Raw genomic sequence first — 14,041 nt, forward strand, 5'->3', positions numbered from 1 at the left:
GCATATTAACTGTAATTGATATTATATTATCTAATGCGGTATCAAGCAGATATCCTTGGAACAGAACCCTTTGATCGGGTTTCGCGAGCTCTTATAAAATCCTAGGGCCATCATTTTACCGATGGCCCTAGGAGACTAAACTCAAAACAATTAAAAACAACTATTTTCCATTATAGAACTTCCAGGAAGTTTTATAATTCTTGTCCAAAGGTTGGTTGGTAAGTATGGCCCTGACCATTTCCACAGGCATACTGTTCTCGCGCAAAACGGCATCATGGTATTCCTTGTAGGTCATTTTTCCAGAGTCCACCAATTCTTTTTTGAGGGCATAGAACTGCATTCCCCCGGTCATGTAGGCCAATTGGTACAAGGGTCCATATCTGCCGGTAAACGAACGCCTGACCTCTCCTTCCGCATTGGCCCTTTCGTGGCCCACTCGGTCCACCAGATAATCAATGCACTCCTGCGGAGTCCATTTGCCCAAATGGTAATTGAGGGAGAATATAATTCTTGCACAACGGTGCATTCTCCAGAACAACATCCCGATACGATCTTCAGGAGATCGCGGAAAATCCATATCCCAAAGGATAAGTTCCCAGTAGAGTGCCCATCCTTCGGTCCAGAATGGAGTCCTGAAGTTTCTGTAGGTCTTGTTCCTTCTGTTCATGAAACCTTGCAAGTGGTGGCCCGCGATCAGCTCATGGTGCACAGTGGCCCTGGAGAAATGTGGGTTGTTCCCCCTCATGCTCATCATTTTGTCCTCATGGTCCATGGTATTGGTTGGATAGGAGATCTGCAAGGTTTCACCCCCCAGGAAGAAAGGGGCAATTTTCTGTCTTTCTGGGCTCATCATGCTCATTCGCCAAGTTTCCTCAGCCACAGGCGGAATGCTCAAGAGGTCATTTTTCTTCAAAAATGCTATGGATTGGTTGTAAAGGTCCAACATGGCTTCGGGCTGTTGTCCTTCTGGCACATAGGATTGCTTCACCTTTTCCTGTGCGGCCTTCCAGTCATCCCCAAATCCCATTTCACGGGATGCCTTCAAAAGTTCCTTGTCGCACCAGGCAAATTCCTTGTTGGCGATTTCCACCAATTCTTCTGCCGAGTAGGGAATGAAGGCATCTTCCAATAGGTTCTTGAGTTCCTTTGCGCCGACCGGGCTTCCTACGATACCGCTGCCATCGTCCTTGGAAAGGGTGCTTTCATCCACCTTGCTCATGATGAGCGCTCCATAGGCTTTCAACTGCTCCATGAGCTGGGCATAGGGTTTTTCCATCCACCAGGTGAAGTCAGGGTCGTATCCATTATAGAATTGATAGATGCTTTCCAGGGCCGTTTGGTGGCCTTTGACCACATCCTGACCTCTCTCGGCCTGTTTACGATCGAATGTGGGCGGTTCCTTGGAAAGTGTTGCCGACAGGCTTTTCAGTTCGTTGCTGATCTCGTTGAACTGAGCGGCTATTTTGGAAGATTCCAAATGGATGCCCCTTCTGCGCAATTTTTCTGTTTCGTAGATGGGCCCTGCATAGGATACCCATTTTTCAATTTTGGCGTATTCCTGCTTTTCCTCTTCCAGATTTCTGAGATTTCTGTTGATCTCACTTTTTACCAAGAGATAATCCACCCTACCGTTCACCGATAGTTGGTTGAATGGAAATTTTTCCAATCTGGAGAGGTAATCTTGATAGAATTGCTTGAAACGTTCCCTTTTTTCTGGCGAGCTGTCCACGATGTAGAACCTGCCCAGGCTCCCTTCATCGGCGGACATCTCGTTCATGAGCTGGTAAAGTTCGCTCACCGGAGCTTCGTTGCCTGCACTGTTCTGGGAATGCGCGGTCCATCCCATGATCAAGGCCAACACTAGGGTCTTGAGATGCATTTTGTGAAATTTCTTCATGCTTTTGTTCATTTTTATGTCCATTGGTCAAGGTCCATTTAAAAACAGACCCTACCAAAAATACCCAATCCATTGTTACACCTTGTCCAAAAAAGGAAAAGGGGGCCAATGGCCTGGCCCCTTTTCCACCTTTATTGGTTGGTTATTTATTGTCCCAAGTGGTTCCCTTGGCAAACCAATCCGGTTGACCAACAGCGGTTACATTCGGGTTTCTTTCCACTTCATTGAGCGGATAGGGAAACCTTCGGGGAAAGGTTTCGGTGTTGTACACGTTCAACAACATGTAATCAAAATCAAACTCTGGATACCCGGTCCTCACAAAATCAAAATAGGTTTCGTGGGTCCTGAACACATTGGCTATATATTTTTGCTCGATGATAAGCTGTTGTGCATCTTCCACATTGGTCGGCATGGTCAATGAAGGTTGGGCCAAATGGGCATCGATGTCCGCTTGGGCGACCCCTATGAATTCCATATCGGCCGTTATGCCCGCTTTCATGGCCTCCTCTGCCAAAGCCCATTGGCCATTGAAGGCATAGGCCTCGGCCCTGATGAACTCGGATTCGGCGTACATCATGATCTGTGCGGGATAGGACATGGAAATGTAGGTATACCTGTAGTGACTGGGCGTTTGTCCTGGTTGGACAACTGCTCCTGACTGCAAGCCCACGAACCCATCTGGAAACTCTTCGGAATAGGTGAACATGATGGGCCTACGGGGATCATCGAAAGAATTCATCAAATCGATCAAAAAGTTGCCGGGTGTCAATCCAAGTCCACCGGAATATGCCCGGTTCATGTAGCCGAACAAGGGGTTTGCATTGGCCAATTCCTCCAAATGCCTCCACATCACATTATCGTCATTGGATGTCATTCCATCTTCAAGATAGGTCAAGGCCAAAGTGGCCTGAGCTGCCGGAGTTGTTCCAGGCGCATAGGACAAACGCAACGCTTGTCTGGCTTTCATCGAATTTGCATACCTGATCCATTTGTCCATATCCCCTCCAAGAAGGTAATCGTCAGTTCCGGGAACACGGTCTCCTTGGTTAGGCGCTCCCAAAAGGGTGATGGCCTCATCCAAAAGTCCATTGGCATGTGCATACAGTTCCGCTTGGCTGGCCAAGGCAGGCTGCAGTGCATCCAATCCTTGAATGGCATCTTCCAATGGTGCCTGATCGTAAACATCGGCGATGTAGAACCAATGAAAGGCGGCAATGATCCCCGCCACACCTTGGTAATGGGTGTTCCCATTTTCTTCGGCCTTGTTGTACAGCTCCACGGCATGCTTCAATGAAATGGAATAGGAATCCCAAACTTCGTTACCATAATCGGCATTGATGTCCATGGACCTTGAAGTAGATCCTTCAATGGAGTGCCAGGACAGCCATTGGGCAAAACCTTCCCATGTGTTCAATTGTTCTGTGGCCAATGCGGCCCATTCCGCTTCTACCCCGATCAACATCACATTTTCTGTGATCAGCGGGCTATCCACAATGCTATTGGGGTCTTGGTCAACGTCTATCCAACTTTCACAACTTGTAAAGAAGGTCAGTATGGCGACCAAAATAGCGTATGGCTTTATATATGTTCTTTTCATAGTCATCGTATTAAAATTTGGCGGTTAAGGTGAGTGTATATGTCTTGGTGGCCGGCATACTGTAACCCAAGTAGGCGTTACCATTGGTGATACCGTCGGTGTTCACCTCGGGATCGGCACCTTCAAAACCATCCTTGAACTTTCTCCACAGGTTCCTTCCCGAGAGGGAGATGTCCAAAGCGGTAAGGCCCACATTGGACAACATGTCCTTTGGAATCTTGTAGGACAGGTTCACTTCCCTTAGTTTGATGTAGTCCCTTGGCATGATGTTGTCTTCCCAAACGTTTTGGGCCACGGTCTGCCAATACAGGTCATATCGGGTCGCTTCTGGTGTTTCACTGGTCACCACAACTTCTCCATTTTCAACATGGCCCATGACACCATCAAAAGTGATCATGTTATCCTCTGGTCTGTTCTCTTGGTGCTTGGCCATACCGTAATAAGTAAGGTAGTGGTCGTTCAAACTGTACAGGTAACCTCCTTTGCTGATGTCCAACAAAGCGGAAAGCGAAATGTTCTTGTACCTGAAGGCTGTCCTGAAACTTCCCATCCAATCGGGCACGGTCTGTCCCAATATTTGGTTTTGGGAGTTGTCCGCCAATGGGCGTCCGTAGCCTGTTCCAGGAGCATCGCTCAAGACCAATCTTCCTTGATCGTCCCTAAGGAAACCGGGGCCGAAGATCACGGGATAAGGTTGGCCCACAACAGCAGTACCATAAGAGCCTACCGATACAGGTTCGTCGTTGTTCCCTAAGTTATCCACAACGGGGTTATCCTTGGAGAAATTGATATTGAGATCCCATTCAAAATCATTGGTCTGTATCGGTGTTGCATTGATGGCCAATTCCACCCCTTTGTGGGTAATTCCTCCAATGTTCACATCACCAAAGGTATATCCTGTTGAGGCCAAGAACTGCTCGCTCAAGATCTGGTTATCGCTCCAGTTATGATAGTACGCGAAGTCGATTCCCAATCTATTTTGCAAAAACTTCAATTCGGCACCCAATTCAACCTCGCTCTTGAACTCATTGCTCAAACCCGAGTTTGGTATTTTGTCTGTTGACAAGTAGCTCCTTTGTCCACTGAAAGGCCAAAGCACCCCGTCACTGGAAGGATCATCCAATACAATATTTCGGGCATAGGGATCGGCAGGGGAACCTACCTTAGCATAACTGGCCCTTAATTTACCATAGTTGAACACATCAGATTTGGGCAACAGCTCGCTGAATATAAAACCAACGCTATGGCTGGGATAGAAGAAGCTATCGGCCACACTGGACGCCCAGTCGTTCCTACCGGTCACGGTGTAGTATAGCCAGTTTTTGTATCCGATCATGGCCTGTCCGAAGAACGAATACGCCCTAAAAAGTCTTTTGTATTCGTAGGCATTGAAGCCACTAACGTTGGCCGTGTTGTAGATTCCCGGAAGGACCAACCCATTGCCTTCAAAATTGATTTCCCGCCTTCTGTTCTCGGAAATGTTATGACCCACCAAGGCCATGACACTGAAATCCCCAAAATCATTATCGTAGGTCAAAGTTTCCGTGGACTCTATGTTACGATCAAATCGCTCCATAGTATCATAGCTTCCCTGTACTGAAGCATAGCCTCCCCTATTGTAATGGGCATCTTCATGCAAACTGGAAAAACTGATACCGGTTATGGTTCTAAAACTCAGCTTGGGAACAATCTCATATTCTATGCTGACGGTACCGTTAAATCGATCTCTCTCGTTATTATTTCCTACATTGTCCAACAACCACAGGTAGGGATCCCTAGATCCTCCACGGAAAGATCGCAAACGACCATCCTCATCATATAAGGGATAGGGGTTCCATGTGTTCGGCTGGGCCAATAGGGTGTTCATGAACGCACTGTTGGAGCTGTTCTCGTCCAAGCGGGTATTCTTTTGTGTGGAATACATAAGGTTGGTGGAAACTGTCAGCTTTGGGGTAAACTTAAAGGTTGTGTTGGCATTGATGGCATTCCTACGGAACTTCATCGGATCCAAGATACCGTCGTTCATCAAGTTACTGTAGCTCACAAAATAGGATGCTTTTGAGGTGCCACCCATGGCACTGATGGTACTTTCATTGGTAAAGGCCGTCTTGAACACATCCCATCGATCATAGTATTGTGCCCCTGGCACATCGGAGATCCTTGGACCAAAACTTGTGGAGGTGAAGGCTGTTTCCCCATCTACGTAGCTCCAACCTGTGCCATCCCAAAAACCTTGCGCCCACTCTTTTTGAAGTGGAACTTCATAAATTCTATCAAAGCTTACAGAGTTGGAAAAAGTGATCACCGGTTTAGATTCAAATTCACCGGATTTGGTGGTGATGAGCAGTACCCCATTCGCTGCACGGCTTCCATAAAGTGCCGCTGCCGAGGCTCCTTTAAGTACACTAAGGCTTTCAATGGAGTTGGGGTCGATATCCCCGAGACCTGATGATGTGCTGGAGTTGGCCGCATCAAAAGGCACACCGTTCACTACGATCAAAGGTTGGTTGTTCCCTGTTATGGAAGACCCGCCCCTGATCACGATACGGGTACCACTACCGGGCTGACTAGAGGTGCTGGAGATCTGTACCCCTGCTACCTTACCGCTCAATGAGTTCACAAAGTTGTTGGTCGCCTTGACCCCACTTATATCGTCCCCATCCACTTGGGCCGTGGCATAGCCCAGCGCCCGCTTATCGCTCTTGATGCCCAAGGCGGTAACGACCACTTCCTGCAATGCCTGCGCATTCTCTTGCAACACTACAGAAATACTGGTGCGACCATTAAGGGCAACCTCTTGGGAATTGTATCCCATATATGAGATTTCCAAAACGGCATTTTGGCCAGATACCTCAAGGGTAAAGTTTCCATCAAAATCGGTCTGGGTGCCATTGGGACTTCCCTTCTCCACAATACTGGCTCCGGGAAGGGGTGTTCCGGTCTCGTCCACAACGGTCCCGGTTACTGAAAACTGGAACCTGTCCGCAACTTTTTCGGAACCGGTCATCTTTGTCACGTCATTTCCATCTTCTCCCATTGAAATAGAAACATCCATGGCGTTGGTTTCTGTGGTCCCTACAAAAAAGCAAATCATGCACGTACAGACCAACAACAATTGGTTTGTTATCCTTTTGGACAACTTTATCAGGTTTTTCATATTTTGAATTAGTGGTTTAAGTTTAATTGGTTTTCATGGTCGCTTGCAATTTTTCAAACTGCCAGTGACCTTGTTTTACTCCTCTGTTCTTTTTTTCATATAGTTTATCGTTTGTTGTTTTGTTTTGAACCTTGGTCTCATTTGGAAAAATCCCAAGTTTGAAGTTCTTTCCATACCAGGTGGATCCTGGGCCATAAATCCACCTGCCATGGTAGGTTCACTCAAACCCATAGAAGGGTCCCCATGAACGTATTATATTCATTACACAGACGTCCTTTACCTGCTTATTTAAAAGGACTTAACGTTTTGGTTACTGAAACTTAAAAAAAATTTGAGGAGGTAAATTGGTGCGGGATAATATAATATGCATATGCGATAATATCTTATTACAAACGCCATTTTTTAACTATAAAAGACCTTTATATATCCCTTTAAATGGGACGTTTGCAGCAGTATCCTAAAGGTAATCGGAGTAAAAAAGTGGATTTATATACACCCATTGCCCCCGCATCCTAGTCAGAAGAAAAACCTAGGCTAAAAAAGAAAGCGAACGGGTATCCGTTCGCTTTCAACTAACTACTAACTCAAAACAATTAATGAAAAAAGTGGCTTTATTTTCCCATTAGTTGGGGTATCCTGGGTTCTGTTCCAAATTGGTGTTGGTGTTCCTTTCTTCCAGTCCTATGGGAAAAAGAATGGTATAGTCTCCCTTAGGGGTATGGTTGTACCAATTTTTGGTCTGATAGACCCCAAAACGTATCAAATCTGTCCTTCTTCTGGCCTCGGCAGCAAATTCCCAGCCCAATTCGTCCAAAAAGCGTCCATAGGGCACTACAGATTGGTCTCCTGGTTGGTCAATGGTCCCATCCTCGGCCAAAGTACCATACTGGACCGTGGTATCCCCTTCCAATTCGGCTCCGGTGACTGTTGCATCGGCTGGGTCATCAAAAGAACGTTGGCGCACTTGGGTCACTATTATGGCCGCATCATCACTTCTATTGGTACGGAGCAATGCTTCAGCTTTCATCATCAGGACATCGGTATATCGAAGAAATGGAAAGTCGACACTGAGACCTCCAGTTGCTCCTGGCTCAATTTCATATTTTGCACATCTGAACCCTTCGGTAAAATCACAATCGTAAATGCTTGGCATTTCTTTCACCAAGGTCATCACAACGCTTCCATCCGAATAGTTCAACTGATCTCCCATCAACCAAGTGTCGGCCAAACGGTTGTCCGTTGGCTCATAACTGTCTATAAATTGGGGATTACAGCTGGATCCTCCCCATGGTTGTGCCTGCATTCCGAAAACCAATCGGTGGTCGGGCAAGAGCATTTTCATGTGGGCACTCCATTGTCCCGCAAAAATCTGATCATAGGGAATGGCAAAGACCATTTCAGAGTTGCCTTGGTTCTCCGTGGCGAATATATCTGAATAGCTGGACGAAAGGGTGAAAGCCCCACTACCGATGATGGCATCACATACCGTGATCACATTGGCCCATTGTGGAGTTCCGGTATAGACTTCGGCGTTCAGGTACACACGTGCCAAAACATGGTAGGCTGCCCACTTGGTCATACGTCCATAGGTGGACTGATCTACCGTTTCGGTCAGGTTTGGAATCACTTCGTTCAATTCCGACACGATGAAATCATAGACCTCGGAGCGAGTGTTTTGGACGGGAAGTTCATCACTATAGCTGGCTATGATCGGTACATTTCCGTGCGTATCCACCAACATGGAATAGTACAGGGCCCTGAGTGCACGCATCTCGGCAATGATGGATGCGGCTTGGGCCTCGCTCACAGGCAGTTCCCCAGACTCGATTTGAAGAATGACCCTGTTGGTACTGTTGATACCGTTAAAACAGGTTATCCAGGTATTTCTGGGCTGCCATTGGGTCTCGGTCCATTCGTGAAAATGCATCCTTTTATAGGTTCCCCCATCATCCCATCCGTTGGGCCTTGTTGGGGTCACAAACATATCCGCTGGTTCTTCCTGAAGATCAAAATAACCCTGCCACCCCATAACAAACCGCATGGGGGTATAGGCCGAGGCCATCACTGAAATAATGTCCGACTCCGCAGGCACGAAGGAGGATTCCGTCACTTCGGAAAACACTTCCTCTTCAAGGTCGGTACAACCTATCGGCAGCAAGATCACACTGGCCGACAGTATCAAAAATCTCAATCTAAGTGAAATCACTTTGTTCAATATATTTTTCATAGTCTTTTATTTTAAAATGTGAAGTTGATACCCAATGTAAATGTCCTAATGGTAGGATATTTATCCCTTTCATCATTGCCAGGTGCCAATCCATCCCGGTTTACTTCTGGGTCGATTCCCTTATATTTTGAAAAGGTCGCCAAGTTCAGGCCAGAGGCATAAATGCGAAAGGTCTGGGCAAACTTGACCGCATCTTTCGGCAGGGTGTACCCTAGGGTAACGTTATCTATCTTCAAAAAGTCACCATCTTCCACGTAATGGCTCACAAAACGCTGTACATCCTGGAGAACCGCTTTGCCATAGACCAAATCGTAGGCTGAATCCAAGGTGTTGTAGCCTATGGTAGGGTTTTCATAGAACATACGGGAGAAATTCAGAATCTGGTAATCCAGTGCCCCTCTCAGGTTGAACATAAGGTCCCAGTTCTTGTATTTCATGGTGTTGTTCCAGCTATAGTATGCTTTGGGAAGGCCGTTGCCCAACACCTGACGGTCATCGTTGGTAGCCTCAGTGGCAGGCACCCTTGTGCCATCTGGCCTTTCTATGATCCAGATACCATCATCCGTGATGTCCACGCTCTTCAATCCGAAGAAATTACCGATGGGCTGCCCTTCCTGGACCCTATGGGTGGCAATCTGTATGGGCTCTCCCGTATAGCCTTGATCGAAGAAATCGTTGGTCAATTGGAATTCATCATTGGATAGGGAAACAATCTCATTGGAGTTGGTGGAATAGGTCAAATTGGCCGTCCACTGGAAATTCTCCGTTTGGAACGGGGTCAAGTTCACCAAGAATTCCAGACCGGAGTTCTTGATCTGTGCCACGTTGGCTGCAATATTGCCATAAAAATAAGGGGGAGTGGGAACGCTATAGTTGAACAATGCATCCTTGGTTGTCCTATTATAATAGTCCACGGAACCATTGATGCGTCCATCCAAAATCCCAAAATCCAGACCCACGTTAAATTCCTCTTTCTTTTCCCAACGCAAATTGGGGTTGGCATTACGGGAAGGCACCAACTGTCTTACCCATTCCCCATTGTTCAAGAAATAGTCCCCATAGGTAAGGCCGCTCAACGACTGGTATCTGGCTCCTGCGTTGGTACCTGTCACACCAAATCCTGTCCGTAGTTTCAAGTTGGACAACCAATCCCAATTATCCGCAAAGGACTCTTGGTCAATACGCCATCCCAAGGAAATACCAGGGAAATTACCCCATTTGTAATCCTCACCAAAACGGGTGGACCCTTCACGGCGCATACTGGCCATCAAAAGGTAGCGGTCATCATAATTATAGGTGACCCTGGAGAAGAACGCAATCAACTTGTCGGCATTCTTGTAGCTGCCCATGCCGCCTTCACCAAGCTGCAGTCCTTGTCCACTGCCCAGGTTATTATAGGTGAATCCATCGGTGGGAAACCTACGGTTGGTGGCCCAGAAACCTTCGTTCATGTTGTCCTCGTAGTTATACCCCACCAGTGCCGTTACCTTGTGGGCACCAAAACTGTTGTCGTAATCCACTGTGAACTGACCATAGTTCCCTACATAATTATCCGTACCCCTTGAGGCGAATCCCCCTTGTCCATTTTCCGTGGTGGACACGTGGTTCTTGGTCTGATAGAATCCCCTGATATTGGTCTCCCCTTTTCGGGTATACAGACCTTTTACGGTAAGATGATCGCCAAAATCATAGCTCATGGATAAATCTATCCTACTGGTTCGGTATCGGTTCTCCCCAAAGGTTTCCTCAATATAGGAAACCGGGTTGTCGTAGAAATATACGGCCCTTTCAAACCAGCTACCGTCCTCGTTTCGGATGGGCTCCGTTGGGTTATGGATAATGGCCTGACGGTAGATGTATGGGTTGAAACTATCCCCATCACCCAATGCATTGTATACCTGCTCACTCAAGATGACACCAACACTGGTCTTCAATTTGTTGTCGAACATGGCATGGTTCACATTGATCCTACCTGTATATTTTTCATTGTTGGATTTCAGGAATATTCCCTCAATATCCCTATAGTTGATAGAGGCGGTCATATTCGAAGTGGAATTCCCGCCCCGGAAGATAATGTTGTGCACTTGGCTGAAGGCATCCCTGGTGATTGCATCCACCCAATCCGTATCGTCTCCAAAATCCTGTAGGTTGGCACCGGTAAACGTGTATCCCTCATTGAATTTTTCCCTGAGCTCGGACGCGTTCAAAAAGTCCATTCTGTCCGCTATGGTGGCCAAAGAGGCATACCCGTTGTATTCAATGGTGGATTTCATGTCGGTGGTACCTTGCTTGGTGGTAATGATGATCACCCCATTGGTTCCCCTAGTACCATAGATCGCTGTGGCGGAACCATCCTTCAGTACATCGATGGATTCGATATCCTCAGGCGCAACTGTGTTCAAGCTGCCCGGAACGCCATCCACCAACACCAAGGGATTAGATCCTTCAGATGATAAAGTCGATATCCCCCTCAGATTGATCTGTGTGCCTTCGGTCGGGTCCCCTGAAGGTGCCGAAACGGACAGACCTGCCACCTTACCTTGGATAAGCTGTGCCGCATCCCTAACGTTGCCCTGCACAAAATCCTCGGCCTTTACCGTGGCCACCGAACTGGTCACGTCGGCACGCTTTTGCGTACCGTAACCGATCACCACCACTTCCGAAAGTTGCTGAAGGTCCTCTTTCAGCACTACATTTATTGTAGCTCCCCAAACAGGAATCTCCTGGGCCACAAAGCCCAAATAGGAAAACACCAGTACGGCATTGGATTCCGTGGTGGTGATCTCAAAATTCCCATCAAAATCCGTAGCGGTACCATTGCTGGTGTTCTTTTGCATAACCGCTGCCCCTGCAATGGGGATTCCCTGCTCATCGGTCACAGTACCCGAAACCCTCTGTTGGGAGAATCCGGCATGTACCGCAAAAAGGCCGAACATGGCAAACAAAACCAGTTTCTTGAAACGATTTGTTCCCTGACATTCTTTGAATAAAAAGCTAGCCAATTTCATAAATACATTTTTAGTTTGTTTAGTTAATTCCTCGCGCGAAAAACACCGTTCTTGATTTTCAAAATTCATCAAAAATTAATAAGCGTTGTTTTTACACTTGTAAATGTAGCTTTCTGAAATTGAAGATTTATGAAAATATTATCCTGTTTTGATACTATATTGATCTTTTAAGCTATTTTTTGAGGATTTGGTCAAAAAATCCTATCAAAAAGCAACTTACAAGTATATTTTTTACACTTTTTACGTGGTTGTGAAAATCCACATACTTACCTATCATTTTAAGGTCGACGAAACATTTACTAGAGGAAAAAACTAACTTTGGCCAATGAGCATCCTCTCCCTTTTCAAAAAGATCCTTCCTTTCATAAAACCATACAAGTGGTTGTTGATCGCCACATTGTGCCTAACACTGATTGGTTCGGTGATGGCTCAGGTGAATGCCTACATCTTGCGATATACCGTCGATGAACTTACTGTCATCACCCAAAACCCCGACCCCATGCAGCAAGGGGCACGCATCCTACTTATTATCAGCATAATACTTATAGTAAAGGAACTCATCTATGCAGCCATACAGTTTGGGCAAAAATTCTATGGTGAAAAACTGCGTATTTTTATTTCAAGGGACTTTGCACAATTGGTGGTCGATAAGATCCTATCTTACCGCATGGCCTTCTACACGGCTTCCAACAATGAAAGTGGGAAGCTACAGACCCGGATAGACATGGGCATATCCAGCCTTACCCGATTGGTCAGGAATTTTTTCATCGACATTCTCCCTCTTTTTGCCAATGCATTGCTCGCGCTCATTGCCATGTTCAATGCCAACGTTTGGGTGGGACTGGTGAGCCTCAGCATCATCCCCATCTACTTTTATGTGAGCAACCTACAGGCGAAGAGGTTGAGCGGTTTTCGGCGTTCCCTTCGCAACTATAGGGAAACCAAGAGCAATGCCATCATCAGCATCATCAATTCCATAACGGTCATCAAATCCTTTACCCGTGAGCCGCTTGAAGCGGACAAACATGAAAAGATCCAGTTTGACATGACCGAGAACCAGATGAAGACAAGGCACACCAGTTTCATGTTCGACAGCATCAAATCCATGTTGGAACAGGTCGGGGTCGTTGTCGTCATCATTCTCACCGCATTTTTTGTATTGAACGGCACCATGAGCATCGGTGCCATCATGTTCCACATCATGCTGTTTGGCAATGTCACCAGTCCCATCCGACAACTGCACCGGATCTATGACGAGATCAACGATGCGCTCATCTACTCCGAATCATTCTTTGAGATCATGGAAGCCGATGACGAAAAGGAGACTTCGGGGAGCTACATCCCCTCGGAACTGAAGGGCAACATCGAACTGAAAAATGTAGATTTCACGTATCCCAATGGCACCAAGGCACTGTACGACGTCTCCATGACCATTCCCGCCAATACCATCACGGCCCTGGTAGGACTCAGCGGGGCCGGGAAGAGCACGGTGGTGAACTTGTTGGACAAATTCTACCAGCCCCAGTCCGGCAAAATCCTCTTGGACAATGTGGACCTCATGGAATACGACACCAATTGGCTCAGGAACAATATCGGTTTGGTGCTCCAAAGAAACCATATTTTCAATGGGAGCATCAAGGAGAACATCCTGTACGGAAAACCCAACGCCACGGACGACGAAGTGTTCTTGGCCGCAAAAAAGGCGCACATACACGATCAGGTCATGGAACTGCCCAAAGGGTATGAATCCGAGGCCAACCTGCTTTCCGGCGGACAGCAGCAACGCATTTCTATAGCCCGAATGTTCCTAAAAAACCCTCTCATCATCTTTTTGGACGAGCCCACCGCCAGCTTGGATGCCATTGCCACCCAGGAGATCAAGAACAGTCTGGATGCCATCAAAAAAGACCGCACAGTCATCATCATCTCGCACAGCATCTCCCAGATCATTGATGCGGAAAACGTGGTCGTACTGGACAAGGGCCAGGTGATGGAGCAGGGTACGCATGAGCAACTTTATGCGCAGAACGGCAAATACCACGAAATCTTCAGTGCTATGGCCAGCAGTCTCAACCTCGACAAGATCACGGATACCTTGAACGATCAACAGTAATGGCCCATCCGTTTGGTCACTGTTTACTTTATATCTAATTTC

The 14,041-nt window shown here is 46.9% G+C and carries 6 protein-coding genes; 1 reads left to right on the forward strand and 5 read right to left on the reverse strand.

Features of this window, described 5'->3' with window-relative positions; genetic code table 11:
* Positions 1–160 precede the first annotated feature (160 nt).
* The 5 genes from DB398_RS07195 to DB398_RS07215 form a co-directional block, all read right to left on the reverse strand.
* Positions 161–1,897, reverse strand: a complete 1,737-nt coding sequence (locus DB398_RS07195; RefSeq protein WP_108423853.1) for a DUF885 family protein — start codon at positions 1,895–1,897, stop codon at positions 161–163.
* A gap of 142 nt (positions 1,898–2,039) precedes the next feature.
* On the reverse strand, positions 2,040–3,494 hold the full coding sequence (locus tag DB398_RS07200) for a SusD/RagB family nutrient-binding outer membrane lipoprotein (protein ID WP_159076343.1): 1,455 nt from the start codon (positions 3,492–3,494) through the stop codon (positions 2,040–2,042).
* 10 nt (positions 3,495–3,504) lie between these two features.
* Positions 3,505–6,651 carry a SusC/RagA family TonB-linked outer membrane protein gene (locus DB398_RS07205; RefSeq protein WP_108423716.1) on the reverse strand — a complete coding sequence of 1,049 codons (3,147 nt, stop codon included), beginning with the start codon at positions 6,649–6,651 and terminating at the stop codon, positions 3,505–3,507.
* Positions 6,652–7,273: 622 nt separating this feature from the next.
* Positions 7,274–8,878, reverse strand: a complete 1,605-nt coding sequence (locus DB398_RS07210; protein WP_108423717.1) for a RagB/SusD family nutrient uptake outer membrane protein — start codon at positions 8,876–8,878, stop codon at positions 7,274–7,276.
* Between the two features lie 11 nt (positions 8,879–8,889).
* Entirely contained in the window at positions 8,890–11,886 is a 2,997-nt protein-coding gene (locus DB398_RS07215) for a SusC/RagA family TonB-linked outer membrane protein (protein WP_108423854.1), read from the reverse strand.
* A 325-nt stretch (positions 11,887–12,211) separates the two neighbouring features.
* Here DB398_RS07215 and DB398_RS07220 point away from each other — a divergent pair, with 325 nt between their 5' ends.
* Positions 12,212–13,999 carry an ABC transporter ATP-binding protein gene (locus DB398_RS07220; RefSeq protein WP_108423718.1) on the forward strand — a complete coding sequence of 596 codons (1,788 nt, stop codon included), beginning with the start codon at positions 12,212–12,214 and terminating at the stop codon, positions 13,997–13,999.
* The last annotated feature ends 42 nt before the right edge of the window (positions 14,000–14,041 follow it).

The sequence above is a fragment of the Flagellimonas amoyensis genome (genome assembly GCF_003058265.1).
Taxonomy (GTDB): Bacteria; Bacteroidota; Bacteroidia; order Flavobacteriales; family Flavobacteriaceae; genus Flagellimonas; species Flagellimonas amoyensis.